The sequence below is a fragment of the Kitasatospora sp. NBC_01560 genome (assembly GCF_045208415.1).
Classification (GTDB): domain Bacteria; phylum Actinomycetota; class Actinomycetes; order Streptomycetales; family Streptomycetaceae; genus Kitasatospora.
The window spans coordinates 686,060-709,746 of record NZ_CP109364.1 but is presented as its reverse complement, the minus strand read 5'-3'; the positions used below and the strand labels follow the sequence as shown (position 1 = coordinate 709,746).

At 74.6% G+C, this 23,687-nt stretch carries 28 protein-coding genes and 1 pseudogene; 15 read left to right on the top strand and 14 right to left on the bottom strand.

Translation table 11 applies throughout. The features are described from left to right. Positions 1-153 precede the first annotated feature (153 nt). Positions 154-1,428: a M23 family metallopeptidase gene (locus OH807_RS03065; protein WP_406193585.1), complete on the bottom strand. Its 1,275-nt coding sequence runs from the start codon at positions 1,426-1,428 to the stop codon at positions 154-156. 275 nt (positions 1,429-1,703) lie between these two features. Between OH807_RS03065 and OH807_RS03060 the strand changes: the two genes are divergently transcribed. Next, positions 1,704-2,288: a hypothetical protein gene (locus OH807_RS03060; protein ID WP_406193583.1), complete on the top strand. Its 585-nt coding sequence runs from the start codon at positions 1,704-1,706 to the stop codon at positions 2,286-2,288. Between the two features lie 107 nt (positions 2,289-2,395). Here OH807_RS03060 and OH807_RS03055 read toward each other — a convergent pair whose 3' ends face one another. Further along, positions 2,396-3,196 carry a LysR family transcriptional regulator gene (locus OH807_RS03055; protein ID WP_406193581.1) on the bottom strand — a complete coding sequence of 267 codons (801 nt, stop codon included), beginning with the start codon at positions 3,194-3,196 and terminating at the stop codon, positions 2,396-2,398. Between the two features lie 93 nt (positions 3,197-3,289). Between OH807_RS03055 and OH807_RS03050 the strand changes: the two genes are divergently transcribed. After that, a complete protein-coding gene (locus OH807_RS03050; protein WP_406193579.1) occupies positions 3,290-3,799 on the top strand; it encodes a nuclear transport factor 2 family protein in 510 nt (169 codons plus the stop codon). 89 nt (positions 3,800-3,888) lie between these two features. Here the strand turns inward: OH807_RS03050 and OH807_RS03045 are convergent, their stop codons facing one another. The 4 genes from OH807_RS03045 to OH807_RS03030 all read right to left on the bottom strand — a co-directional run bounded on the left by OH807_RS03045 (position 3,889) and on the right by OH807_RS03030 (position 6,977). After that, on the bottom strand, positions 3,889-4,683 hold the full coding sequence (locus OH807_RS03045; protein ID WP_406193577.1) for an alpha/beta fold hydrolase: 795 nt from the start codon (positions 4,681-4,683) through the stop codon (positions 3,889-3,891). Positions 4,684-4,827: 144 nt separating this feature from the next. Next, positions 4,828-5,589 (bottom strand): SOS response-associated peptidase, encoded by a 762-nt coding sequence (locus tag OH807_RS03040; protein WP_406193575.1) that lies wholly within the window; start codon positions 5,587-5,589, stop codon positions 4,828-4,830. 86 nt (positions 5,590-5,675) lie between these two features. Beyond that, positions 5,676-6,158 carry an NUDIX domain-containing protein gene (locus OH807_RS03035; RefSeq protein WP_406193573.1) on the bottom strand — a complete coding sequence of 161 codons (483 nt, stop codon included), beginning with the start codon at positions 6,156-6,158 and terminating at the stop codon, positions 5,676-5,678. 261 nt (positions 6,159-6,419) lie between these two features. Continuing rightward, entirely contained in the window at positions 6,420-6,977 is a 558-nt protein-coding gene (locus tag OH807_RS03030) for a hypothetical protein (RefSeq protein ID WP_406193571.1), read from the bottom strand. Between the two features lie 435 nt (positions 6,978-7,412). Between OH807_RS03030 and OH807_RS03025 the strand changes: the two genes are divergently transcribed. The 3 genes from OH807_RS03025 (at position 7,413) to OH807_RS03015 (ending at position 9,740) form a co-directional block, all read left to right on the top strand. After that, complete coding sequence (locus tag OH807_RS03025) at positions 7,413-7,793, top strand: hypothetical protein (RefSeq protein WP_406193569.1); 381 nt, start codon at positions 7,413-7,415, stop codon at positions 7,791-7,793. A gap of 148 nt (positions 7,794-7,941) precedes the next feature. After that, a complete protein-coding gene (locus tag OH807_RS03020; RefSeq protein WP_406193567.1) occupies positions 7,942-8,463 on the top strand; it encodes an ATP-binding protein in 522 nt (173 codons plus the stop codon). 221 nt (positions 8,464-8,684) lie between these two features. Then, entirely contained in the window at positions 8,685-9,740 is a 1,056-nt protein-coding gene (locus OH807_RS03015) for an NAD-dependent epimerase/dehydratase family protein (RefSeq protein WP_406193565.1), read from the top strand. 91 nt (positions 9,741-9,831) lie between these two features. On the opposite strand, the gene OH807_RS03010 is transcribed toward OH807_RS03015, so the two are convergent. Next, complete coding sequence (locus OH807_RS03010) at positions 9,832-11,043, bottom strand: sensor histidine kinase (protein ID WP_406193563.1); 1,212 nt, start codon at positions 11,041-11,043, stop codon at positions 9,832-9,834. Next, on the bottom strand, positions 11,040-11,795 hold the full coding sequence (locus tag OH807_RS03005; RefSeq protein ID WP_406193561.1) for a response regulator transcription factor: 756 nt from the start codon (positions 11,793-11,795) through the stop codon (positions 11,040-11,042). The genes OH807_RS03010 and OH807_RS03005 overlap by 4 nt, the downstream gene beginning before the upstream one ends. Before the next feature lie 247 nt (positions 11,796-12,042). Between OH807_RS03005 and OH807_RS03000 the strand changes: the two are divergent. The 3 genes and pseudogenes from OH807_RS03000 to OH807_RS02990 all read left to right on the top strand — a co-directional run. Then, positions 12,043-12,756, top strand: a pseudogene (locus OH807_RS03000) (glycosyltransferase family 2 protein); the annotation flags it as partial. After that, positions 12,754-13,386, top strand: coding sequence for a DUF2064 domain-containing protein (locus tag OH807_RS02995; RefSeq protein WP_406210663.1), 633 nt, complete (start codon positions 12,754-12,756; stop codon positions 13,384-13,386). The pseudogene OH807_RS03000 and the gene OH807_RS02995, both read left to right, overlap by 3 nt. After that, the gene (locus OH807_RS02990; protein ID WP_406193559.1) at positions 13,383-14,057 is read left to right on the top strand and encodes a class I SAM-dependent methyltransferase; all 675 of its coding nucleotides are present in this window, start codon (positions 13,383-13,385) and stop codon (positions 14,055-14,057) included. The genes OH807_RS02995 and OH807_RS02990 overlap by 4 nt, the downstream gene beginning before the upstream one ends. A 279-nt stretch (positions 14,058-14,336) precedes the next feature. Here OH807_RS02990 and OH807_RS02985 read toward each other — a convergent pair whose 3' ends face one another. After that, on the bottom strand, positions 14,337-14,690 hold the full coding sequence (locus OH807_RS02985; RefSeq protein ID WP_406193557.1) for a beta/gamma crystallin domain-containing protein: 354 nt from the start codon (positions 14,688-14,690) through the stop codon (positions 14,337-14,339). A gap of 459 nt (positions 14,691-15,149) precedes the next feature. On the opposite strand from OH807_RS02985, the gene OH807_RS02980 reads away from it, so the two are divergent. Further along, on the top strand, positions 15,150-15,665 hold the full coding sequence (locus OH807_RS02980; RefSeq protein WP_406210660.1) for an SRPBCC family protein: 516 nt from the start codon (positions 15,150-15,152) through the stop codon (positions 15,663-15,665). A gap of 54 nt (positions 15,666-15,719) precedes the next feature. Further along, the gene (locus OH807_RS02975; RefSeq protein WP_406193555.1) at positions 15,720-16,229 is read left to right on the top strand and encodes a hypothetical protein; all 510 of its coding nucleotides are present in this window, start codon (positions 15,720-15,722) and stop codon (positions 16,227-16,229) included. 68 nt (positions 16,230-16,297) lie between these two features. On the opposite strand, the gene OH807_RS02970 is transcribed toward OH807_RS02975, so the two are convergent. Both OH807_RS02970 and OH807_RS02965 read right to left on the bottom strand, forming a co-directional pair. Next, on the bottom strand, positions 16,298-16,510 hold the full coding sequence (locus tag OH807_RS02970; protein WP_406193553.1) for a DUF397 domain-containing protein: 213 nt from the start codon (positions 16,508-16,510) through the stop codon (positions 16,298-16,300). 10 nt (positions 16,511-16,520) lie between these two features. Continuing rightward, positions 16,521-17,333 (bottom strand): Scr1 family TA system antitoxin-like transcriptional regulator, encoded by an 813-nt coding sequence (locus OH807_RS02965; protein WP_406193551.1) that lies wholly within the window; start codon positions 17,331-17,333, stop codon positions 16,521-16,523. Positions 17,334-17,469: 136 nt separating this feature from the next. On the opposite strand from OH807_RS02965, the gene OH807_RS02960 reads away from it, so the two are divergent. From OH807_RS02960 to OH807_RS02950, 3 genes are read left to right on the top strand one after another with little or no spacing between them, the layout of a single operon-like run. Next, positions 17,470-17,727 (top strand): hypothetical protein, encoded by a 258-nt coding sequence (locus OH807_RS02960; RefSeq protein WP_406193549.1) that lies wholly within the window; start codon positions 17,470-17,472, stop codon positions 17,725-17,727. Further along, a complete protein-coding gene (locus OH807_RS02955; protein ID WP_406193547.1) occupies positions 17,724-17,924 on the top strand; it encodes a hypothetical protein in 201 nt (66 codons plus the stop codon). The genes OH807_RS02960 and OH807_RS02955 overlap by 4 nt, the downstream gene beginning before the upstream one ends. A gap of 43 nt (positions 17,925-17,967) precedes the next feature. Further along, positions 17,968-18,456, top strand: a complete 489-nt coding sequence (locus OH807_RS02950) for an NUDIX domain-containing protein (RefSeq protein ID WP_406193545.1) — start codon at positions 17,968-17,970, stop codon at positions 18,454-18,456. Here the strand turns inward: OH807_RS02950 and OH807_RS02945 are convergent. After that, positions 18,383-19,795 (bottom strand): hypothetical protein, encoded by a 1,413-nt coding sequence (locus OH807_RS02945; RefSeq protein WP_406193543.1) that lies wholly within the window; start codon positions 19,793-19,795, stop codon positions 18,383-18,385. The genes OH807_RS02950 and OH807_RS02945 overlap by 74 nt on opposite strands. 179 nt (positions 19,796-19,974) lie before the next feature. Here OH807_RS02945 and OH807_RS02940 point away from each other — a divergent pair, with 179 nt between their 5' ends. Continuing rightward, positions 19,975-21,093 carry a molybdopterin-dependent oxidoreductase gene (locus OH807_RS02940; protein ID WP_406210657.1) on the top strand — a complete coding sequence of 373 codons (1,119 nt, stop codon included), beginning with the start codon at positions 19,975-19,977 and terminating at the stop codon, positions 21,091-21,093. Next, complete coding sequence (locus OH807_RS02935) at positions 21,090-21,500, top strand: hypothetical protein (RefSeq protein ID WP_406193541.1); 411 nt, start codon at positions 21,090-21,092, stop codon at positions 21,498-21,500. Before OH807_RS02940 ends, OH807_RS02935 begins: the two co-directional genes overlap by 4 nt. 102 nt (positions 21,501-21,602) lie before the next feature. Here the strand turns inward: OH807_RS02935 and OH807_RS02930 are convergent, their stop codons facing one another. Then, the gene (locus tag OH807_RS02930) at positions 21,603-22,466 is read right to left on the bottom strand and encodes an S-methyl-5'-thioadenosine phosphorylase (RefSeq protein ID WP_406193539.1); all 864 of its coding nucleotides are present in this window, start codon (positions 22,464-22,466) and stop codon (positions 21,603-21,605) included. A gap of 149 nt (positions 22,467-22,615) precedes the next feature. Beyond that, positions 22,616-23,464, bottom strand: a complete 849-nt coding sequence (locus tag OH807_RS02925; protein ID WP_406193537.1) for a DUF4389 domain-containing protein — start codon at positions 23,462-23,464, stop codon at positions 22,616-22,618. Positions 23,465-23,687 lie beyond the last annotated feature (223 nt).

Sequence of the window (23,687 nt, the reverse complement as noted above, 5' to 3'; positions counted from 1 at the left end):
AGGTCCCCACCGACCCTCTCCCCGCGCGACCTGGGCGGACGGTGCCGGCCGGTCCGTTCCGCCCGATCACCGGGCCGGCCAGGGCCGGCCGCCGGGCAGGGCCCGCCGGTCGGCCGCGGCATCCGTCGGGGGAGGGGCGGGGCGGAGCGCCGGTCAGAACTCCAGCACCTCGCGGTCGAGCGGGTACTGCGCGCGGTGCGGGCCCTCGTACGGCGAGGGTGTGATGGGCAGGACGCCGGTCGGCTGGAGGCCCAGGTTGTCGTCCCAGATCCGGGGTTCGACCTGGCCGAGGACGCGGAACCGCTGGAAGGTGAACGGCGGGCTGTCGGTCGGGAAGAACTCGGCCGTCGTCATCACCTGGAAGTGCAGGTGCGGCGTGGTGGAGTTGCCGCTGTTGCCGATCAGCCCGAGGACCTGCCCGGGGTCGACGCAGTCGCCCTCCCGGACGTTGAGCGAGCCGGCGTGCAGGTGGGCGTAGAGCAGGTACCGGCCCGGCGCGACCTCCAGGGTGATGTGGTTGCCGACGGTGTCCTCGATCGGTGGGACGGTCGGCGGTACGGGCGGCGGGTTGTCCGGGAGTCCGTCCTGGACCTCCACCACCTTGCCGCCGGCCGCGGCCACGACCGGCTGGCGGTAGCTCAGGTAGCTGGTGAGCTGTCCGGGGTCGCCCTCCCAGGCCTGCCCCTGCTCGCCGACCCGGTACCAGTCGATCGCGAAGCGCTGCGGTACGTAGAAGCGGCCGTTGATCGGGCCGAGGCCGCGCCGGTGGTGGGTGTTGCCGCAGCACGACTCGCTGGCGTACCAGGTGCCGGGCATGACCGGCGGCCTCAGGTCCAACGGCGCGGTCCGCCCGGTCGGGGTGGTCTGCACCGTCTCCTCGAACGCGGAGGGGCCGGAGTCGGTCAGCACGGCACCCGAGAGATGGTGTTCGAGCACCTCGGGCGCCGGCTGACCGCGGTCGAGGGTCAGGTCGAGCCAGATGATCCACTGCTGGGAGCCCTGGAGGACGGTCGGCGTCGGAGCCGGGGGCGGCGGGGTGTACCCGTTCGCACCCGGCAGGGGGTCGCCCACCGGGTTGGCGGCCTCGGCCAGCGCCTGCCCGCTCATCGAGCCGACGACCCGATGGGTGCGGGCGTCCCGGACATCGACCCGGTCGAGCCGCACCGGCGTGCTGCTGGACAGCGCGTTCGTGGTGAGCAGTTCGTACGAGAGGTGCGTCCTGCCGTCCGTGGCCTCGAACGGCGTCGGCTCGGTCAGCACCGCCGCCGTCAGCGGCGTGAACTGGGTACCGGGCGCCAGTCGGGCCGCGTCCGTCCCGTACCCCGGGCTCGCCGAGGCCCCCAGCATGGCGGCGGCGAGCGCGGCGGCGGCGAGCCCGCGGAGCAGCGGGCTACGGCATGTGGGGTTGCGAGGGTCGCGCTCTGGCATGGGTGCTCTTCCCGTCGTCGGATCCGGAGCCGCGGAGGACACCGGCACGCCCCGCGCCGAGGCGCAGGCCCCATGTAAACCCGGCGGCGCTCCGCTTCGGCCGCAGACCGCCGCTGTCGGGCGCCGAACTGCACCCGTCCAGCCGCATCGGCCCACCGGTCTCCTGCCCGCGCGGCCGGCGGCACCGATGAGCCGTGCGGGGGGTGCGGCCCGTGGAGTGGAGGGAGAGGCCGGAGTGCGGCTCCGGCAGCCGCGGACAGCAAGGAGGAACGACCATGGCCTGGTACCAGGGACCGTGCCGGATCACGGTGACCGACGTCGGGGACAGGTGGCCGCAGCGGGCGGTCGTGACCGTCCAGGGCCGCACGGTCGCCGTGATCCCCGGGACGATCGGGGCCAGTGAGCACATCGACGCCGCCTCCTTCGACCTCGCGGTGGAGCACCGCTTCGAGGGTGACTGGCAGCCCAACGTCCGGGCCCTCACCGGCAGGTGGCAGGAGACCGGCGGCACCCGGAGCCAACTCGTCACCAGTGTGGACCGGGACGGACGGGACGGCAGCGGGCGGAGCCTGGGGCTGCGCATCGAGCGGGTCGGCGAGGACCGGCCGGCTCCGGCCGCCCGGGCCGCCGCTGCCGTGCCGGCCGCCGGGCGGACCACGACCCACTCCGCGGACCGGGGCCGGACCTCCGACGCGACCGCCGGCCGGCCCACGACCTCCGGCGGAGGATCGTCGAGCACGGGATCGTCCAGCAGCGGCGCCCCGGGCACGGGATCGTCGGGCACGGGATCGTCGGGCACGGTGATCCCGCGGGCGACGACCAGTGGCGGCGGGGGCGGCTTCCTGGGCCCGACCCGGTAGGGCCGACGCGGCTCCCACCAGTACGGCGCGTCCCCGGCGTACTCCCGGCCCGCTCCCGGCCCGCTCCCGTCGCGTTCCCGACGCGGCCGGGGGCGGGCCGCCGTGGTTCATCGGTGGCCGTCGACCAGTTCCGCCGCGGCTTCGGCAAAGGCGAGGGTGCCTCCTGGACGGTGGCCGCTGCCGGGGCAGGCGCCGGCGGCCGGCCGGCCGGCGGGTGCGGCGGCCGCGGCGGCTGCGGCGGCTGCCCGGTCCGCCGGTGGCGCCGGCAGGGCAGGGTGGTCCGCCACGTGCAGGACCGGCCCCCCGGCGAGGTCCGCCGGCGAGGCGCCGCCCGGACGGTCGAAACGGTGCCCGGCCGGGACGGCGAGAATCCGTGACTCGCTCACCAGGGCCGGTCCGCAGGCGAGGTCGGGCTCGTGGACCGGGAGAGGGCCGAGGCAGAGGTCGACGTCGCCGTCCCGCAGCCAGCGCACCGCCTCCGTCATCCGCGCCTCCCGGATGTGCACCTCGCAGTCGGGGGCCCGCCCGCGGAACGCCTCGGTCGCCCCGATGACGAACTGGCCGGCGGCAGCGCCGACATAGGCGACCCGCAGGCTGCCGGACAGCCCCCGCCCGGCCTCGACCGCTGCTTGCAGCGCCGCCCCGACGGCCGCCCGGGCCGGCCCCAGCTCCTCCGCCAACGCGCGTCCGAGCGGGGTGAGTTCGACGCGGCGGCTGGAGCGGTGGAACAGCGCCGCCCCGACCCGCCGCTCCAGTTTGCGGATGGTCTGGCTCACGTGGGCCGCCGACACCCGCAGCCGCTCGGCGGTGCGCCCGAAGTGCAACTCCTCCGCGAGCGTCAGGAACGACTCCACCTCGTACCGCTCGATCACGTGCCGCCCCATCGTCAAGTCAGAGTTAACGATCATTGCGGAGAAGGCCGTTGTTCGCCACCCGCCGCTGCCGCAGAGTGGATGTTGTCAGGCCGAACACGACCGACCGTCACGTCCGAGGGGGACACCATGACCACCCACGCCCACCAGGCCCTGGCCGCAGAGCCCGGCGACACCGCCGCCGTCGTCGCCGAGCTGCGCGACCGTGCCGAGATCGCCGACGCCCTCCACCGGTTCGCCCTCGGCCAGGACCTGAAGGACCGCGAGCTGTTCGCCTCGGCCTTCGCCGTGGACGCGGAGCTGGACTTCCGCCCGGCGGCCGCACGCTGGGGCGGCCGGCCGCCGGTGATGACCGGCCGCGACGCCATCGTCGACACCATCCTCAAGATGTTCGACGGTCGGGTGGACACCACCCACCAGGTCACCAACACGCGGATCACCGTGGCCGGTGACACGGCCCGGATGACCGCCCTGGTCGAGGCGCAGCACCTGCTCACCGCCGACCCGGGCACGCACGCCCTGCTGAAGAACCCCTACGAGGTCGAGCTGGTGCGCGACGGCGGCCGCTGGCTCGTCCGCCGGATGCGGATCGAGAACAGCTGGCTCACCGGTGACCCCACCGCCGTCTTCGGCGCCTGACGGCCGGTGGTAGCTCGTCGGCCACCGGTAGCCGCTCGCCGGTGGCCGGCAGCAGTTCGGTGCCGTGGCCGCCGCGGGCCGGGGCGGGATCAGTTCCCGTCCCGGCCCGCGGCGGCCAGCGCCTCGACGACGGCCTCGGCGACCCGCCGCGGCTCCTCGTTGGGGAGGAAGAAGCTGGTGCCGGGGACGGTGACCACCCGCGCGTGCGGGCAGGCCTCCAGCGTGCGGCGCTCCTCGGTGGTCAGCCCGCCGTCGCCCTTCTCGGCGTGCACCACCCAGACCGGCACACCGGTCGCGCACAGGCGCGCGGCCGGCCGCTCCTGGGCGCGCAGGTGGTCGAGGTAGCCGCGGAGGATGCGCCGCACCGCACGGGGGTCGTTGCGGCGCAGGTCCGCCAGGAGCTCGGCCCGGCGCTCGGGCGGCACCCGCATGCCCCGGGAGCCCGGTCCCATGAGCTTCAGCAGCGCGGCGGCGGGGAGCGGTCCGAGGACGTCGCCCAGCCGGCAGACGGCGCGGAAGAATGCGGGCTCGTCCGCGGGGGAGAGGCTGATGCCCAGCAGCACCGCCGGCCCGGTGAAGGCTCCGGTCACCAGCATCTCGACCGCGACGCTGGCGCCCAGGCTGAACCCCACGACCACGTCGCAGTGCTGCTCCTCGGCCAGCTGTGCGGCGAGCCTGGCCAGCGTGCCGGGCGAGAAGTCATCCGGCGGCGGCGTGCCGGCGTGGCCCGGCAGGGTGGCCGCGACGAGGCGGGTCCGGGCGAGTGCGGGCTCGTTCATCAGCTCGGCGTACGACCCGGCGGCGTTCAGCCCGCCGGGGAGCAGCAGGACGGACTGCGCGGCGGCGGGCGGCCCCGACACGAGAAGGTCCCAGGCGGTGTCCATCGGGCGTCCTCTCGGCGGGCCCGGCCGGTGCCGGCGCCATCGGAACGGGGTTGCCCCCTCATCCTGAGGGCCGGCGCGCCGCCGAGCCACCTGGTCACTCCGGCGGTGCGGGCCTTCCGGGTCTCCGGTCCTCCGGCGGAGGGGTCACCCCGGGGGCGGGTCGCCGCGGTCGAGTGGGTCCGGTACCGCGTCGAGCAGGGCGGCACCGTTGTTGCGGACGCTGTTGACGGTGGTGGCCACCGGTCGGACGGCGAGCTCGTCGCCGGCCGGGGTGTGCAGCAGCTGCCGCAGCCCGGCCGGGTCGGTGTGCTCGGGGTCGAGCCAGGCGTCCAGGTCGCCCGCGGCGATGGTGAGCGGCATCCGGTCGTGGACCCGCCCCGCGGCGTCGGTCGCGTCGGTGGTGATGACGGTGGCGGTGGCGAGCCAGGCGGCCGGGTCGTCCTCCGGGACGGACCGGTCGCGCCAGAACTCGTAGAGCCCGGCCATCAGCAGGGGCCCACTCGCGCGGGGGTGGAGGTAGTACGGCTGCTTGTACGCCTTGCGGCCGCCCTCGGCGGGCACCTGGACCCACTCGTAGTAGCCGTCCGCGGGCAGCACGCAGCGGCGTTTGGCGAAGGCGGAGCGGAAGGAGGGCTTCTCGTGGACGGTCTCGGCCCGCGCGTTGATCAGGCGGGCCCCGCCGCCCGGGTCCTTCGCCCAGGAGGGGACGAGGCCCCAGCGCAACGGGCGGAGCCGGCGGGTGAGTTCGCCGGTGTCACGGTCCACGCGTTCGAGGACCGACCAGACCGGGTCGGTGGGTGCCACGTTCCAGCTCGGGGCGAGGGTCTCGACCGGGGTCCAGCTGGTCACACCGAGCAGCCCGACCAGGTCCTGGGGGGTGGTGGTGGAGACGAATCGGCCGCACATGGGGGTCACTCTGCCACCGTTCGGGACGCGAGGGGCGGGAAGGGCGCGAAAGCCGCGGAACGAGCCCCGGACGAGGGCGGCGGCGGTCAGACGCCGACCAGGGCGTCCGGGTCGACGTCCGGGTCCCAGCCGTGGGTGGAGAAGCCGCGGCCGCCGGTGAGGTAGGAGGTGAGCGCCTTGTGCACGCTGGGGAACATCGGCGTCGGCAGCGCCGCGGCGTCCGACCACACCACGGCCAGGTGCTTGTCCGGTTCGGTGTTGGTCGGCGTGCCCCGCCAGACGGTGGCGGCGAACACGCTGAGCAGGAAGGGGCCCTGGCCGTCCCACCCCTGCCGGACCTGGACCAGGTGGACGAGCCGCAGATCCCCGGGGGCGACGATCAGGCCGGTCTCCTCCCGCAGCTCGCGCGCCGCGGCGGCGTCGAGCCGCTCGCCCTCGTCGACCTTGCCGCCGGGGACGGTCCAGGCCGCCGTCCGGCTCCAACTCCGCTCCGCGTAGTGAAGGGTGACGATCCGGTGGTTCTCCCGGTCGTGGACGATCACGCTCACGCACTGGCGAAGGTTCTGCACGGCGGCACACTCCAGGACGGCTCGGGCGAAGGGGATTCCGGCAGGTGGGCGGCGGGTTCTCGGGGCCGGTTCCGATGATGGAGCTGTTCGAATTCTCCGTTCAACGGGTTTTCCCGACAGGCCTGGACGGACTCCCCACCCGGTCACCCGTGGGAGCCGGCGGAGCGGCAAAGGGTCTCCGCCACCGGGGCGGGCGGTCGACCTGCCGGCGAACCAACGTGCCCTCGATGACGGGCGGTTCACCGCCGTGGAAGAACGAGCTCAGGAGCCGGCGGGCCCGATCGGTGGTGGTGACGGCTCCAGGGGCGGCGACAGAGGCGAGTAGCGGGCCCGGTTGGCGTTGAAGTGGGCCAGGTGATACGTCGCGCCCTCGAACTCCAGCTCCATGGGCGGAGGATCGGTGACCGGCGGGGCCCAGCGGGTGTGGTCCGCGCCCTCGACCTCGACCTGCGTCTCCAGCCTCGGCGTGCCCCAGTACCGCGCGTAGCTCTCCGCGCGCTCTTCCGTCCAGAGCGGGCCGCCACCGAGCGCGCTGAGTAGTGCTGGGCTGTAGACGGCGCGGACCCGGAAGTTCTCCAGGTACCGGCGCGGGACCACCATCGCGCTGTAGCGGCGGCTGTTGCCCCGGCGCCGGCCGACGACGGGCACGCTCGGGCTGCCTCCGTCCCACCGCAGCGGTGCGATCCAGAGCTTGGCCCCCGGAGCGAAATGCCGCAGTCCGGCACGGATCTCCAGTCCGCCGTCACCGTGGCCGGTCTCCAGTGCCACGTTGGCCACCACGCAGAGGCCCAGCGATTCGGGGCTTGTCTCGTCCGTCATGGCCACCATCATGATCGAGAAGTACCCGCGCCCGGTACCGGGTTTCCGGGCGGGGGGCTCGGCATCGCCGACCACGCCGGGCTCAGTGGTCGCCCGGGTCGGATACCGGATCGGATGAAGGTCGTGTCCACGTCCCGCGAACTCCCGGACGAGCGGTCCCGTTCGACGCCGGACCGTGAAGAAGAAGATTGGAACTTTCTCGTATACCGGGCAAACCGGGCGGATGGCCGTCCCGAATCAGGTGCAGGAAGACGGCACGGCCCACGGCTCCGGTTCCGGAGCCCCCGGAACCGAACCGGTCCCGACGGGCCGATCCGGACGGGCTGCTCCCGCGCCGGGCCCGGTGCGCACACCGCACCGCACCGCACCGCGGCACGGACCGGTCCCGCCGCTTCCCGACCCTGATCGCACGATCCTGGAAGGAGGTGTACAGCCATGCGCGCTACCCGAACGAGGCGTTCACTGGCGCTCGCCGCCGCCGGCATGATGCTGGCCGGTGGGGCTGCCCTGACCACCGCCACCTCGGCCTCGGCCACCGCTCCGACGACCGCCACCGCCAACGTCCAGTACCAGCAGCAGCATCAAGGCCGGTACACCTGGCACTCCGGTTGGTGGGAGAACAAGCTGGTCTCCGGCAGCTGGCACAAGGTCTGGCACGCCGGCTGGTGGGAGAACCAGTGGCACCCCGGCTGGTGGGACGGCCACCACCACTGGCACCACGGCTACTGGCACAAGGTGTGGCACCCGGGCTGGTCGGAGAACCGCTGGCAGCCCGCCCACTGGGAGAAGGTCTGGCACGTCGGTTACTGGTACTGACGCCACGCCACGCCACACCACCGCCCGTCGCACGGCTCCCGTACCCGGGGGGCCGTGCGCCCCGTCGACCGGCCCGGCCGGTCGTGACAACAGAACGCCATGACGGGCCCGCGGCACGGCGGGCCGAAGCGGAGAGGCCGTGACGGCCATGACCACCGCAACCACCCCGACCCGCTCACCTCGCTCACCGCACGCGCCCCGGCCGGCCCGGTCGGCCGGGCCGGTGCACCCGGCGGAGTCCACCACGCTGCTGTTCTCGCACGACCCGGACCAGCTGCCGCATCTGCGCTCGGTGGCACGGGCGTTCCTGGGGCAGGCCCGGCCGTGCAGCCGCGGCCACCTCGCCGACGTCCTGCTGGTGGTCACCGAACTGGCCACCAACGTGATCCGCCACACCGACGGACCGGGCCGGATCAGCCTGACCGTCCGCCCGGAGGGCACCGAGGTCGCGGTCAGCGACGCCAGCCGTGCGCTGCCGGTGCCCCGGCCGCTGATGCCCGGTGCCACCGGCGGCATGGGCCTGGTCCTGGTCGCCGCGGTCAGCGCGACCCTGCACGTCACCCTCGACCCGGGCAGCGGCAAGACCGTGCACGCCCGCCTGGTCGACCGGGCCGCGGAGCACCGCCCCGGGCCCGGTCCCGGCCCGGACGGCCGGGAGCGCGGCTGGTGAGCGGCCGGAGCCCGGTCCGCGGGCTCCGGCAGGGCACCGCCGCAGGCCGGTACGGTCACGGCCCTTGCCATCGCCGGCCCCTACCATCGCGGTCCCTCGCGATCACGGGTCCGAACGATCGCGGCCCCGTGCCGACCGGTTCTGACGTGGTGTCTTACCGAACGCTGACGCCGTCCCGCTCATGCGGCCCGGCGCCCGGCCCGGCCGGTAGCGTCGGCGGAATGAGGATTCTGGTCACCGGCGGCGCCGGGTTCATCGGATCGGCCGTGGTGCGCGCCCTCGCCACCGCCGGCCACCACGTACGGGTGCTGGACGCGCTGCTGCCCGCCGTCCATCCGGGCGGCCGCGCCCCGGAGCTGCCGCCGGGGGTGGAGTTCCTGCACCGGGACGTCCGCGATGCGGCCGCGGTCGAGCAGGCGCTCGCCGGGGTGGACGCGGTCTGCCACCAGGCGGCGATGGTCGGGCTGGGGCTGGACCTCGCCGACGCGCCCGAGTACGTCGGCTGCAACGACCTCGGCACGGCGGTGCTGCTCGCCGCGATGGCGCGCACGGGCGTGCGGCGGCTGGTGCTGGCCGGGTCGATGGTCGTCTACGGGGAGGGCCGGTACCGCTGCACCGACCACGGCGATGTCGCCCCGGGCCCGCGCCGCCCGGCCGAACTGGACGCCGGGCGCTTCGAGCCGCCCTGCCCGACGTGCGGCGCACCGCTGCAGCCGGGCCTGGTCACCGAGGACGCCCCCGGGGACCCGCGCAACGTCTACGCGGCCACCAAGCTCGCCCAGGAACACCTGGCCGCCGCTTGGGCGCGGGCCGGGGGAGGTACCGTCCTGACGCTGCGCTACCACAACGTGTACGGCCCGGGGATGCCCCGCGACACCCCGTACGCCGGGGTGGCCTCGCTCTTCAAGTCGGCACTCGCCCGGGGTGAGGCGCCGCGGGTGTTCGAGGACGGCGGCCAGCGTCGCGACTTCGTCCACGTCGAGGACGTCGCCGCCGCGAACCTCGCGGCCCTGGCGGCCGTGGGCGACCGGCCGCCGGGCAGCGCCCGCGCCTACAACGTGGGCAGCGGCGACGTCCGGACGGTGGGGGAGATGGCCGAGGCGCTGGCCTCGGCCCACGGCGGGCCGGCGCCGGTCGTGACGGGCGAGTACCGCCTCGGCGACGTCCGGCACGTCACGGCCGACTCGGCCAGGCTCCGCGCCGAGCTGGGGTGGCGCGCCCGGGTGCCGTTCCGCGCGGGCATGGCCGAGTTCGCCGCCGCGCCGCTGCGGGTGTGAGACGGCCGTGCCGCGCGGGTCCGGTGCGGATCCGCCCGGCACGGCCGGTGTTGCCGGTGCGGTCGGCGTGGCTGGTGCGGTCGGTGCGGTGTCAGGCCCGGGGGGCGGGCAGCGCGATCTCGAAGCAGCAGCCGCCGGAGACGTTGTGCACCCGGGCCCGGCCGGCGTGCGCCTCGACGATGCCGCGGACGATGGCGAGGCCGAGGCCCGCGCCGCTGCCGCCCGCGCCACCTGCTCCTGTGCCACCTGCTCCTGCGCCACCTGCTCCTGCGCCACCGGCCCCGGCGCGGTCGGTCCGGACGTCGGCCTCGGCCGTCCGCGGCGTCCGCGCCGCCGTACCGCGCCAGCCGGTCTCGAAGACCCGGGGAAGGTCCGGTTCGGGGATGCCGCCGCAGCCGTCGGTGACCGAGAGCACCACCTCGTCCGCCTCCCGCCGGGCGGAGACCGCCACCACACCCTCCTGCGGGGTCGAGCGGATCGCGTTGACCAGCAGGTTCCCCAGGACGCGGGTGATCTCCCGGCTGTCCACCTCGACCGGCTCCGCCGCGACCTCGCCTCCCTCCAGCCGTACCCCGCGCTGTTGGGCGAGCGGGTAGGCGCCGGCCAGCGCGTCGTCGACCAGGTCGTAGACGGACACCCGGGAGAGGGTGAGGGAGAGCGTGCCGGCCTGGATCCGGGAGAGCTCGAACAGGTCGTCCACCATCCCGGTGAGCCGCTCGACCTCGGTCCGGATCCGGACCAGGTAGCGCCCCGGATCCTCGGCGACGCCGTCCTCCAGCGCCTCCGCCATGGCCCGCAGCCCCGCCAGCGGGGTGCGCAGATCGTGCGAGATCCAGGCGACCAGCTCGCGCCGCGAGTGTTCGAGCGCCTGCTCGCGCGCCCGGGACTCCGCGAGCCGGGCGCTGGTGGCGGCGAGCTCGGCACTGAGCTGCGCCAGCTCCCGGCCCAGCGGGTGGTCGGGTGCGGTGAACCCGCCGTCGCTGCCGACGGTCCGGGCGGCCACCGTCAGCGCGCGGCTGCCGGCGACGGCGTGCCGGCCGAGCAGCGCGGCCGTGATCAGCGAGACGACCGACGCCATGGCCAGCACCGTTATCACCACCCCCAGGTCGTGGTGGGAGAGGAACATGGCCTGCGCGACGGTGAAGGTGCCGGAGGTGACGGCGAGCACCGTGACGGCGGCGACGCAGAACAGTGAGAGCGCCATCGAGCGCCGCCGCACCAGCCGGATCACGGGCCAGCCGAGCAGGCCGGCGCCGCCCGCGCCCAGGGCGGCGAACAGGGCGATCAGCAGAAGGTCCTTCACTTCTGCTCCTCCCCGGCGCCGGCCACGGGGTCGTAGCGGTAGCCGACGCCCCAGACGGTGGAGATCAGCGCGGGCGCGGCCGGATCGTGCTCGATCTTCTCGCGCAGCCGGCGGACGTGGACGGTGACGGTGGAGAGATCGCCGAACTCCCAGCCCCACACCCGCTGCATCAGCTCCTGCCGGGAGAACACCGTGCCGGGGTGCCGCAGGAGGAACGACAGGAGGTCGAACTCCCGCGTGGTCAGGGCGAGTTCCTGGTCGGCCCGATGGGCGCGGCGGGCCCGCGGATCGAGCGTGACGTCCCCCGAGACGAGTGGCCCGGCCGGGGCGGCCGGCGCGGCACCGGCCCGGGAGCGGCGCAGTACCGACTGCACGCGGAGCACCAGCTCGCGCGGGCTGAACGGCTTGGTGACGTAGTCGTCCGCCCCCAGTTCGAGGCCGAGGATGCGGTCCGCCTCGTCCCCGCGCGCGGTGAGCATCACCACCGGCAGGTCCGCCGCGTCGCCGGAGGCCCGCAGCCGGCCCAGCACCTCCAGACCGTCGATGCCGGGCAGCATGAGGTCCAGCACCAGGAGGTCGGGGCGGTGGGCGCGGGCCAGGGCGAGGCCCTGGTGCCCGTCGGCGGCGTGGTCGACGTGGTGCCCGGCACGGGTGAGGTAGCCGGCGACCACCTCGGCCACCGTCCGGTCGTCGTCGATCACCAGGATGCGGCCGGTCGGCGGCTGTCCGGTACTGGCGGAGGGCTCGTTCACCTCGCCGAGGATAGGGGCCGGAGCGCGCCGGTGTCGGCGTGGAGGCGTCGCCGTCCGCGTTCCGTAAGATCCACCGCGGCGCGTCCGGCCAGTCCGGTCCGCCCGGCCGGTTCGGCGCGCCCGGTCCGCGCGCTCGGCCCGGCCGGTCCCGCCGGTCCGGTCCGCCCGGCCCCCGGTGCGGGCCCGGCGCCACGTTCGACTTCCGTAAGGTGCCGGTACGGCGGCCGGGCCCCGTTCCGCGGCTAGCGTGGCCGCCGTGACCTCACCTTCCTCACTCTCCGTCGACGTGGTGTTGCCCTGCCTGGACGAGGCCGCGGCACTGCCGTGGGTGCTCGGGCGGATCCCGCCGGGCTGGCGGGCGATCGTCGTGGACAACGGATCGCGCGACGGCTCCGCCGGGCTGGCCCGCTCGCTCGGCGCGACGGTCGTCGAGGAGCCCCGGCGGGGCTTCGGGGCCGCCTGCCACGCCGGGCTGCTCGCCGCCGACGCCGACCTGGTCTGCTTCCTCGACTGCGACGGCTCGCTGGACCCGGCCCAGCTTCCGCTGGTCACCACCCCCGTCGCGGCGGGCACGGCGGACCTCGTGCTCGGCCGCCGCCGCCCGGTGACCGCCGGCGCCTGGCCGCTGCACGCGCGCCTCGCCAACGCCGTCCTCGCCGACCGGCTGCGGGCTCGCACCGGAGCCCCGCTGCACGACCTGGGCCCGATGCGGGCGGCCCGCCGTGAGCGGCTGCTCGCGCTGGGCCTCGGCGACCGGCGCTCCGGCTACCCGCTGGAGATGGTGCTCGCCGCGTCGGCGGCCGGCATGCGGATCGCCGAGACCGCGGTCGACTACCTGCCGCGCTCCGGGCGGTCCAAGGTCACCGGGACCCTGCGCGGCACCCGGCAGGCCGTCCGTGACATGCGGGCCGTGCTCGCCGCACCGCCGCCGACCCTGCTGGTCATCGCCAAGGCGCCGGTGCCGGGCCGGGTGAAGACCCGGCTCACCCCGCCGTGCACGCCCGAGCAGGCCGCCGGCCTGGCCCGGGCGGCCCTCGTCGACACCCTGGAGACGCTCGGCACCGTCCCCGCCGGGCGGCGGCTGCTCGTCCTCGACGGCGAACCGGGCGACTGGCTGCCACCCGGCTGGCAGGTGCTCCCGCAGGGCGGCGGCGGGCTGGACGAGCGGCTGGCCGAGGCGTTCGCCCACGCGGCCCGGCTGGCCCCGGGCGCGCCGGCGCTGCTCGTCGGGATGGACACCCCGCAGGTGGGCGCCGCGGTGCTGGCCGAACCGCTGGCCCCGGCCCACCGGGCCGGCGTGGACGCCTGGTACGGGCCGGCGGCCGACGGCGGCTTCTGGGCCCTCGGTCTGGCCCGGCCCACGGCCGAGCTGGCCCGGCGGCTGCTGGTGGGCGTGCCGATGTCGACCCCCGGGACGGGAGCGGCCCTGCTCGGCCGGCTGGCGGCCGCCGGCCTCGCCGTGCACCGGCTGCCGGAGGTGACCGACGTGGACACCGTCGAGGACGCCCGGCTGGTCGCCGCACAGGCCCCGCGGAGCCGGTTCGCCGCCTGCCTGCGGTCGGTCGACCACCGGACGGAGAAGGCGAGTTGACTCTCACCGCCGCCTGGGTCGACGACCCGTTCGCGGAGGCCGTGCGGACCGGCCGCGGCCCGCTCTGGCTGCGCCGCGAGGACGGCGGCCGGATCCCGCTCGACATCGAGCGCTGGTGCGCCCCGGCGGCGGGCGCCGACCACAGCCTGCTGCTGCGCTGCCTGCGGCTCGCCGCGCCCGTGCTGGACCTCGGCTGCGGCCCCGGCCGGCTGGTCGCCGAACTGCTCGCCCTCGGGGTGCCCGCACTCGGGGTCGACGTCACCGGCGCGGCCGTCGACCGCACCGTCGGCCTCGGCGGCGCGGCCCTCTGTCGCTCGGTGTTCGACCGGCTCCCCGCCGAGGGCCGCTGGGGCGCCGCCCTGCTCGCCGACGGCAACCTCGGCATCGGCGGCGACCCGGCCGCCCTGCTCCGGCGCTGCGCCGAACTCCTCGCCCCGGGCGGGTCGTTGCTGGTGGAGGTGGAGCCGCGGGAGATCGACGAGCGCTGGACGGTACAGGTCGAGGGCCCCGACGGCCGGACCGGCCCGTCCTTCTCCTGGGCCCGCCTCGGCGCCGCGGCCACCGTCCGGTACGCCCGTCGTGCCGGTCTGCTGCCCGCCGAGCGCTGGGTCTCCCACGGCCGGCACTTCCTCGCCCTGCGCAAGCATGCGGCGGGCAGCCGGCGGAGCTGACCCGGGGCGTGCCCGACGCCGGGCTGAGGCGTGCCTGACGCGGGGCGTGCACGCGTCCGTCGGCGCCGACGTACCGGGCGAGTTCGGGGGAGGCCTCGGGAAGGCCCGCGGAACGGCCGATGCCGGCCACGACCGGAACGGCGTGGCCGGCATCAGTGGGCCGGACATCGGAAGAACCGACACGAACGAATGCGCACGAATATTCGATCCGTCAGAAAATGCGCGCGAATCCCGGAAGTGATGGTCAGTGGGAAAAGGCCGGCCGGGGCATCGCGGGCGTCAGAGGATTTCGATGTCCTTGATCTTCGGCGGACGGTTCGGGAAGGTGATGTCGGTCCACCGGTTGATCCGCACCGAATCGCCGTTGTCGTCGTAGTAGATGAGGTCGTTGTTCCCCGTGGAGATGCGGTCGGCCCACCAGCTGCCGAAGGACGTCCGCCCCCGGTTCGCGTAGCAGTCGACGCTCTGCCGGCCGCCGTCGTGCGACCAGATCTTGAGGAAGTTCTCCCCGCCACGGCACTCGACGTGGTCGATGGCGAACGCGGTGCCGGTGGGCACGGTCATGGCGAACGCGGCGGCCGCCGCGAACGTCACGGCCACGGAACGGACCCTCTTCTTCGTTTTCGAGATCACAGACTCTCCTCGGTCGAATCGGGAACGCACGTCACCACCCCCGATGGCGGTGCGTGCACGTCAAGCATCGCCACGGCTTCCGACGGCGTCCACCGTGCACTAACTGAGGGGCACCGATTCTCGGACAGATCCGGCCGGAATTCCTGTGATGCTACGGTGGCAATCTTTCTGATGTGACGCCAGTGGTTGTGTGACGAACCATCGTTCCCGCCGAGTCGGTTGCCGCCGCCCAGGGGTCGTGGTCGTCCGGTGCCGCCCTGGATTCCATGGCCTCCGCCCGGCCTCCGCCGGGTCCTCGGACGGTCTCCGGTGCGGGCGGGCCGGGCGTGCCGGGCCCGCGCCACGCCCTGTCCGGGCTTCCCCTGGGGCGGCGGGGACAGGGGTGACGAACTTGGCGGATATCAGGGGCTGACGCCGAGCCCGTGCCCGGCCATGCTGTAGGGCTCGCTCGCGCCGCACCTGCCGGCGCCCGCGCACGGGCGACCCGAGCCCGTTCCGACCTACGTCTACGTCACCTACATCCGCGCGGCCGCGGAGCAGGTCTGGACGGCCCTGACGGACGCGAACGTGACCGCGCGCTACTGGGGCTACGCCAACGTCTCCGACTGGCAGCCCGGCTCGGCCTGGGAACACCGGCGCATCGACGGGTCGGACGCCGTCGACGCCGTCGGCCGGGTGATCGCGGCCGAGCCCCCCGTGCGCCTGGTCGTCACCTTCGACGACGCCCCCGGGGCCGAGCCGCCGCGCGAGGCCTCGGTGGTGACCTTCCTGGTCGAACCGCACCACGACATCGTCCGCCTCACCGTGACCCACGAGCGGCTCCCCAACATCGAGATGCTCAACGGGATCTCGCGGGGCTGGCCGGCCGTGCTGGCCAACCTCAAGTCCCTGCTCGAAACCGGCGACGTCCTCCCGCAGGCTCCGTGGGAGATGACCGGCGCCCACCGCCGAACCGCCGAACCGCCGAACCGCTGACCGCGACCGCCGCCGCGGCCCCTCCCGGGCCGCCCCGGACCCCACGGAGACGCCATGGACACCGCCCCGCTCCGGGACGCCTACCGCAAGCTGCTCGACGCCGCCGCCACCGTCGCCGACCGAGCGGCGGAAGGCGCCGGCCCGCCGGCCGGCGAGTGGAGCGCCGACCAGATCCTGGCCCACGTCGCCATCGTCACCGCCACGACCGTCGCCGCCGTCTCGACCGTGGCCTCCGGAGCGCACCCGGCATACGACAACCGCCTGGCACTCGACCCCTGGACGATCGAGGGCGTGATCGCGAGGGCCGGCGGCAACGCCGGGCTGCGGGAGCGCATCCGCCGCCAGGGCGACGCCCTCTGCTCGCTCGGCGGGGCGGCGCTGAGCGAGGCCGAACTCGACACGCCGGTACCCACGTTGCTGCTGTCCAACGGCACGGTCATGGTCGACGGGCCGGTGCCGTTGCGCGACCTCGTCCAGGGGCTCGCGGACGTGGAGCTGCCGACCCACGCGAAGCAGCTCCTGTCGCTCCTGCCGGAACCCGCCAACGTCACCGCGGCAGGCTGACCCGACCCGCCCGCGCAGCCGTGCCCCGACCGGCGCGTTGCCGGTCGGGGCCGGCGCGCGCGGGTGGCTCAGACGGTGCCGAACTCGCCGGTGCGGACGGCGGTGACGAAGGCCTGCCAGGTACTGGCGGGGAAGACCAGCGCCGGGCCGGAGGGATCCTTCGAGTCCCGGACGGGGACGATTCCGGGGAAGTCGGCCGTCACCTCCACGCAAGTCCCTCCGTTGTTGCTGTGGGAGGCCTTGAACCACTGGGCGTTGGACAGGTCTACGAGGCCGTTCATGACGTTCCTTTCACGCCTGGCGAATCATCTCCAGTGACGCGGCCTTCGGCAGCGCCTCCACGGTTAACTGATCGTAGTCCCTATCCAGTGCCCGGGCTGTGTCGCTCTGTCGAGCCAGGAACCCGCGCAGCTGGCATTCGGAGTAAGCGAGCAGCGAGCGGTCTGCCATGGTCAGCAAGGTCACGACCATCGTGAACGGCAGTTCTTCGGCGAGGCTGTAGGGCGCGATCTGGACGGTGAGGTTGGGCCGGGCTGCCAGGTCCTCCAAGTGGCGAAGCTGCCGTCGCATCACCTGTGCGCCGCCCACGGGCCGTCGGATGCACCCTTCGTCCAGAACGAAGTGAAGCCATGGGTGCGGGTGTCGATCCATCAACTTCTGTCGGGCCAGCAGGAAGTTGATCCTGTCGTCCGCCTGTGCTTGCGTGATCTTTCCCCGTCGCACAGCAGCGCCCGCAAACGCCGCTGCATACTCCTGGGTCTGCAAGAGCCCCGGAACGATGCCGAGTTCGAAGTGTCGGATCTCGGCGGCCTTCGCCTCCTGAGCTGCGTACTCCGGGAAACCTTCGAGAAGCGAGGTATGGCTGAGGTTCCAGTACATCAGCTCCAGGGTCCCGCCGGTCCCCAGCACATTGTCTGCCCGGATCGCGAAGGGCTGTGTGGGACTGCGTGTAGCTCTTTCGATGCTGGACACGAGCGTGTCGCTGTATCCGACGAGGTCGGCCAGTGCCACCTGGGTCAGCCCCTTGGCTTCGCGTGACCTGCGGAGTTGGACGCCAAACGCTGCCGCGGGCGATGACGTGGGATCAAGGTCCGTTCGCCGCATGTTCGATCGCCTTTCGCGGCCCGAGTCCCACAGGCCCGAAGTGTCCAGTGCGAAGCCTTCCGATCGTAGCCCCCGACACCCCACCATGAATACACGTCGTCACGATCCCACTGCACAGAGCAACCAAGGAGCCGTCATGTCCAGCTGCCCCCGTATGCCCGCCTACCGGCCCGTCGTGGGGGAGGTCGTCCGCGACCTCGCCCGGCGGGGGGTCGACGGCCACCCGGTCGAGGGTGTCTACATGGACACCATGAACGGGCTCGCCCACCTGCGTCCGGAGGCCGGTGGCTGCGAGTGGACCACCAGGCCGGACCGCGTCCAGCGCCTCGACGAGCCGCGGCACTTGACGGTCCAGCACCCGAGCCGGCCGCGCGCGAGCGGCTCGGTGGCGTGAGCCCGGCCGGCGAGCTGCTCGCGCTCGTGACCGCCGTACCCGCGCTGAGCGCCTGTGCCGCCGCACTCGCCTGCTGGCCGCTCCGCGACGGGCCCCTTGCCCCGCGCCTGCTCGTCTTCGCGCTGATCATCGCTGCCGGCGTCGTCGCCGGACTCCCGGCCTGCTTCGGCCGGCTGTCGGCGCCCGGGTCCGACTGACCCTGGTCCTCAATCGGCTCAACCGTCCTCCAAGGAGACCCAGTTGCTCTACCCGCTGCCCGAGATCCTCACCAGCCCGCCGCGCCGGCGGCTCGGTCACCACGCGCTCGTGCTCAACCGCGAGGGCGCCGTCCTGCTCGTCGGTACGACGTTCACGGACGGCTACGTCCTCCCCGGCGGCAGCGCCGAGCGCAACGAGCTGCCGCACCTCGCCGCCCGCCGCCACACCGAGACGGCCACCGGCCTCGTGCTGCCGCTCCATGCCGTCCTCGCCGCCGACCACACCGATGCCCGACTCCTGCCCGAGGCGATCGACTTCGTCCACTGGGGCGGGCGGCTGACCAGTGCGCAGGAGGCGGTTGTCGCCCGGTACCGGCCGCCGGACCAGGTGGTCGGCCTGTACTGGGTGCGGCAGGACCGCCTCGCCGACGTCATGGCCGCCGATCAGCACCGCCGGCTCACCCAGGCCCTGGACGCCCTGTCCCGCGGCGCGCACCTGCCGTTCCTGCTGCGGGGGATTCCCGCCGAGTAGCGGACGCGGCCGGCGTCCGGGCGGACCGGCCACGCAGCACGGCGCCGCTGAGCACGCAGAGCAACGCCGCTCCGTAGGCGCCCTGTTGTGCCTCGGTTCCGCCGGTCAGGTACAGGTACTGGCCGGCCGCCGGGACGGCGAGCCATTCCCACCGGCCGTCGAGTGCGGCCAGGGCCACCACCAGCAGCCCGTACCAGGGGTAGTTCGGGGCGACGAGCAGCAGTGCCGTCCCGGTGACGAGGAGGGCGCCGCTCCACGGCCGGTCCGGATCGCCGTGCCGGAGGACCCGCAGCACGACCAGGGCCAGCACCAGCCCCGCCGCCCAGGGCGCGAGGTCGTCGGGAACGACCAGCCGCAGCAGCCCGAACCGCTCGATGTGGGCCTGGTCGTACCCCTCCTCCCTCAGGTAGCCGGGCAGGTAGCCGAGCACCCCGGTACCCGAGGCCAGCACGTACGGCAGGTACGCCAGCCCGAAGGCGGCGAGCGCCGAGCCGGCCACCAGCAGCGCCCGGCGCCGGGCACTCGCCGGGCCCGACAGCACCCCGGACAGTGCCCCCGGCAGGGCGAGGGCCGGCAGCAGCTTGACCGCGACGGCCCCGCCCAGCAGCGCGCCGCCCGTCACGGCCCGCCGCCGCGCGGCGCAGCCGAGCCCGGCCACCATCAGCAGCGCGCCGAGCGTGTCCACGTGCGCGTCGTTCACCGACCAGATCGCGACCCCCGGGCACCACCCCCAGAGCGCGGCCCGGTGGGGGCGGCGGCCGGCCAGCAGCAGGGCGCCGGTGGTGGCCACCGCCAGCAGTGCGCCGCCGGCCTGTACACCGCGCACGCCGCCGCCGAACGGGTGCACGGCCAGGAACCACGCCTCGGCGACCGGCGGGTAGACGGTGTGCACGGCGGGCCGGTTGATCCGGGTGCAGTCGCCGGCGCCGGTGCGCCGTTCGTCCCAGCCGGTGCAGGCGCCGCCGGCCGGAAAGAGCTCCCGGTCGCGCAGCCGGGTGAGGGCCGGGTCGTCGGGCGTGTGCAGGTAGGGGGAGATGCCGGCCGCCTGGACGCGGCCGTCCCAGACGTACCGGTAGGCGTCGTCGCTGGTGCGCGGCGGGGCGAGCAGGCCGGTGGCGGCGACGGCGATGCTCCCGGCCAGCACGAGGGGGGCGACGTGCCGGGCGGGGACGCGCCGCAGCAGCAGCACGGCAGTCGCGAACAGCGCGACGTCGAGCAGGTACCAGGCGGGCAGCAGGGCGCGGTCACCGAGGGTGCCGCCGCCGGTGACGGTCGCCGCGAGGGCAGTGACCAGGGCGGCGAGGGCGGCGAGGCAGGGCAGGACGGTTCGCAGGAGCACCCGCCCACCCTGTCACCGGACGGCGTGCCCGGGCCGCTGCGGCGGCGCGCCGTTCGGATTCCGTAAGCACGTCGGAGCGCTCCCGGGGCGGTCGGAGACGCTTCGATGGTGCTGTGGAATCCGACCCCTCCGGCGCCCGTCGCCGCTACGACCCGCCGTTGCCCGCCCCGCCGGACGCCCTGCGGCGCGGCCCGTTCCGTGCGGGCACGTTCACCTCGCCGCTGCACGAGCCGCGGACGGCGGTGGTGCTCGGCCGCTGGCTCGGTGCCGCGCTGCTCGTCTGCTTCCTGACCGGGCTGACCAGCCATCTGCTCCAGGACCCGCCGGGCTGGTTGGCCGGGCACCTGCCGGCCAGGCCGGTGAACGGCTACCGGTTCACCCAGGGCCTGCACGTGATCAGCGGAACCGCCGCCGTCCCGCTGCTCGGGGCGAAGCTGTGGACGGTGTATCCGCGGCTCTTCGAGTGGCCACCGGCCCGCAGCGTGCTGCACGGCCTCGAACGGCTCGGCATCGCCGTCCTGGTGGCGGCGACGCTGTTGGAGCTGTTCACCGGTCTGCTCAACACACTGCAGTGGTACCCGTGGCCGTTCCCGTTCCGGCAGACCCACTTCTGGCTGGGCTGGCTGGCCACCGGCGGGCTGCTCGTCCACCTGGGCGTCAAGGCCCCGCTGATCGCCACGCACTGGTGGCGGCGGGCGGCGCCGGCCCTGGCCGGCCGCCGGGCCTTCCTCACCGCGACCACTGCCGCGGTCGGCACCGTCACCCTGGTCACGGCCGGGCAGACGGTGCCCTGGCTGCGGGCCCTCGACCTGCTCGCCCCGCGCCGCCCGGACGTCGGCGTGCAGGGGATCCCGGTGAACCGCACGGCCGCCCAGGCCGGGACGCTCACCGTGCCCGCCGACTGGGGACTTCAGGTCGACGGCCCGCAGCCCTACCGGCTCACCCTTGCGGAGCTCGCCGAACTCCCTCAGTACGAGGCGGAGTTGCCGATCGCGTGCGTCGAGGGCTGGAGCGCCTCCGCGCGCTGGACGGGGGTGCGGGTGGTGGACCTCGTGCGACTGGCCGGCGCACCGGCCGGCTCCGCCCTGCGGGTCACCTCGCTGGAGGCCGACGGCCCGTACCGGGTGATGGAGATGCCCGCGCCGTACGCGGACGATCCGCTCAGCCTGCTCGCGCTGCGGATCAACGGCCAGGAGCTGACGGCGGACCACGGGTACCCGGCGCGGATCATCGTGCCGAACCGGCCCGGCGTGCTCCAGACCAAGTGGGTCTCCCGGATCGAGGTGCTCGCACGATGACGAAGGTCCGGGCAATCCTGCTGGCGGGCGGTCTCGCCCTGATCGGTTACGGCGTGTACGGGATGCTGGGCGATCCCTACATCACCGATCCGGGCGACGTCCTGCTCTGGGGGATCGGAGCGCCGGTGGTCCACGACGGGCTCTGGGTGCCGCTGGTCTGCCTGATCGGTGCCTTCGCCGTTCGCGGGCGGCCGGTGCTGCGCGGCTGGCTGATCGTCGCGGCGGCCGTGACCGCCGTCGGTCTTCCGGCGGTGCTGCGGGCCGACGACGACCACGGCAATCCGTCGGTGCTGCCGCTGCCGTACCTGCGGAACTGGCTGCTGGTGCTGGCCGCCACCGCCGTGGTCGCGGTGCTGCTCGCGCTCGTCGGGCGGTGGCGGCGCCGCGGGAGGCCGGCCGGCCGGTGACGGGCGGTCGGTGAGGGGCGATGGGTGAGGGGTGGCCGGGCCGAGAGGGTCCGGCCACCCCTCACCGGCCGGGTACGGTCCGGCCGGTGGCGATGGGCCCCGTCAGCGGCCGGGCACGCCGGGCACGCCGGGCAGACCGGTCGTGAGGCCGTCCAGCGCGTGCGAGCAGACGCAGTCCCGGGTGGCGGGCAGCTTCTCCAGGGCCTTGAAGAGCACGGTGCGCAGCCGGTCGACGTTGCGGGCGAACACCTCCAGCACCTCGGCGTGGGTGACGCCCTCGCCGCTCTCGACGCCCGCGTCCAGGTCGGTGACGAGGGCCAGCGAGGTGTAGCAGAGGCCGAGTTCGCGGGCCAGGACGGCCTCCGGGTGGCCGGTCATGCCGACCACGGACCAGCCGTTGGCGGTGAACCAGCGGGACTCCGCGCGGGTGGAGAAGCGCGGCCCCTCGATCACCACCAGGGTGCCGCCGTCCACCGGCTCCCAGGCCGCGTCCCGCGCCGCGGCCAGGGCCGACCGCCGCCCGGCCGGGCAGTACGGGTCGGCCATCGAGACGTGCACGACGTCGGGCCTCGAACCGTCGGGCAGCGGCAGGCCGTCGTAGTACGTCTGCACCCGCCCCGACGTGCGGTCGACGAACTGGTCCGGCACCAGCAACGTGCCCGGGCCGTACTCGGGGCGGAGTCCGCCCACGGCGCACGGCGCCAGGACCTGCCGCACCCCGAGCCGCTGCAGCGCCCACAGGTTCGCCCGGTAGTTGATGCGGTGCGGCGGCAGGCCGTGCCCGCGGCCGTGCCGGGGCACGAACGCCACCCGGCGGCCCGCGACCTCCCCGAGGAACAGCGAGTCGCTCGGTTCCCCGTACGGCGTGTCGAGCCGTACCTCCGTCACGTCGTCCAGCAGTGCGTACAGCCCGGACCCGCCGATCACGCCGAGTTCCGCGCGCGGACCGTCCTGGTCGACCGTCATCGTGTCTCTCCCTCTCCTCGGACAACCTCCCGGCCACTCTAGGAAGGGCCGTGCCCGAGGCCCACGATCCGGGCCTTACGAATCCCGAACGGGCGCCGCGGCAGCCGCCCGCGGCCGGGTCAGTGCGCGGCGGGTCGGCACGCGGCGGGTCAGCGCGCTGCGGCGCGCGGACCGGGTGCGGGCCGGCCGGGGAGCAGCGGGCCGGGGTGCAGCGGAGCGGTCACCCGCTCGGCCGGGTTGTCGTCGTTGTCGTCGTCGGTGAAGGAGGAGGTGACGGACCCGGCCACCGACGACAGCAGCCCGAGGATCAGGAAGGCGATCAGCAGGCCCCGGCCGCCGCCGCCCAGCACCAGCGGGCGGGTCGCCGAGACCGGGCCGCCCGGCACCGAACCCGGCTCGTCGCCGAACAGCCGCTTCGGGTAGGCGGCGGTGAGCATCAGGAAGTAGGCCATGTACCGCATCCGGTAGCGCAGGATCGCCGCCGTCGCCTCGAACAGCGGCTGCGGCATCCGGCCCAGGACCAGCACCACCAGCCAGCTGATGAGAGCGACCGTCCACCAGCCCGCGTACAGCAGGCTCTGGACGATCATCGCCGGGATGGCCAGCACCAGTCGGAAGAACACCGCGAGCCGGTTCAGTTCACCACCGGGCCGCAGCTCGACCCGGACGGGGTACTCGGGCGTCCGGAACGCGAACGGCGGGTACCGGTCGTGGGTCAGCAGCAGGTAGGTGTTGACCCGGGTCTCGTACGGGACGTAGCTGGACAGGTAGTCGGCGGCGAAGACGGGCAGCCGGCCCAGGACGAGGGCACCGAACCAGCCGAGCACGGCGACGAAGAACGCCACCACCGACAGCACCCAGACCACCACGAACTGCGGGATCAGCAGGATCACGCGGAACAGTACGGTCAGCCGGTTCTGCGGTCCGGGCGCGGGCATGTCCAGCACCGGCAGCCACTCGGTCTCGAACGCTGCGGGTGCGGGGGGTGCCTGCCACATCCGGGCCTCCAGGGGTCGACGCCAGGCGGCCGGTGGTGGACGGCCGTGTGTTCCGAAGATCGCAGCCGTCCGGGGCGGGCGCGCGCTGCGCTGCGCCGGCCGGGGGAGCGCAGCGGATCGGTGCGGTGCCGGGGGAGGGCGTGCGGGCGGGTGGTCCGGCCACCTCCGGCCGGCCCGCCGGCCGCCGCGGTTTCCCCCGGCGCGAGCGTGTCGGGCCGGGCGG

Bases quoted from the DNA above. Each gene is read 5' to 3' on its own strand.
- OH807_RS03030 (WP_406193571.1), bottom strand. From the start codon at position 6,977: ATGACGGACGAGACAAGCCCCGAATCGCTGGGCCTCTGCGTGGTGGCC.
- OH807_RS02930 (WP_406193539.1), bottom strand. From the start codon at position 22,466: ATGACGGTCGACCAGGACGGTCCGCGCGCGGAACTCGGCGTGATCGGC.
- OH807_RS02970 (WP_406193553.1), bottom strand. From the start codon at position 16,510: ATGAACGGCCTCGTAGACCTGTCCAACGCCCAGTGGTTCAAGGCCTCC.
- OH807_RS02925 (WP_406193537.1), bottom strand. From the start codon at position 23,464: ATGTGGCAGGCACCCCCCGCACCCGCAGCGTTCGAGACCGAGTGGCTG.
- OH807_RS03045 (WP_406193577.1), bottom strand. From the start codon at position 4,683: ATGGACACCGCCTGGGACCTTCTCGTGTCGGGGCCGCCCGCCGCCGCG.
- OH807_RS02965 (WP_406193551.1), bottom strand. From the start codon at position 17,333: ATGCGGCGAACGGACCTTGATCCCACGTCATCGCCCGCGGCAGCGTTT.
- OH807_RS03020 (WP_406193567.1), top strand. From the start codon at position 7,942: ATGACCACCGCAACCACCCCGACCCGCTCACCTCGCTCACCGCACGCG.
- OH807_RS03060 (WP_406193583.1), top strand. From the start codon at position 1,704: ATGGCCTGGTACCAGGGACCGTGCCGGATCACGGTGACCGACGTCGGG.
- OH807_RS02935 (WP_406193541.1), top strand. From the start codon at position 21,090: ATGACGAAGGTCCGGGCAATCCTGCTGGCGGGCGGTCTCGCCCTGATC.
- OH807_RS03025 (WP_406193569.1), top strand. From the start codon at position 7,413: ATGCGCGCTACCCGAACGAGGCGTTCACTGGCGCTCGCCGCCGCCGGC.
- OH807_RS03065 (WP_406193585.1), bottom strand. From the start codon at position 1,428: ATGCCAGAGCGCGACCCTCGCAACCCCACATGCCGTAGCCCGCTGCTC.
- OH807_RS03040 (WP_406193575.1), bottom strand. From the start codon at position 5,589: ATGTGCGGCCGATTCGTCTCCACCACCACCCCCCAGGACCTGGTCGGG.
- OH807_RS02960 (WP_406193549.1), top strand. From the start codon at position 17,470: ATGTCCAGCTGCCCCCGTATGCCCGCCTACCGGCCCGTCGTGGGGGAG.
- OH807_RS03050 (WP_406193579.1), top strand. From the start codon at position 3,290: ATGACCACCCACGCCCACCAGGCCCTGGCCGCAGAGCCCGGCGACACC.
- OH807_RS03015 (WP_406193565.1), top strand. From the start codon at position 8,685: ATGAGGATTCTGGTCACCGGCGGCGCCGGGTTCATCGGATCGGCCGTG.
- OH807_RS03055 (WP_406193581.1), bottom strand. From the start codon at position 3,196: ATGATCGTTAACTCTGACTTGACGATGGGGCGGCACGTGATCGAGCGG.
- OH807_RS02975 (WP_406193555.1), top strand. From the start codon at position 15,720: ATGGACACCGCCCCGCTCCGGGACGCCTACCGCAAGCTGCTCGACGCC.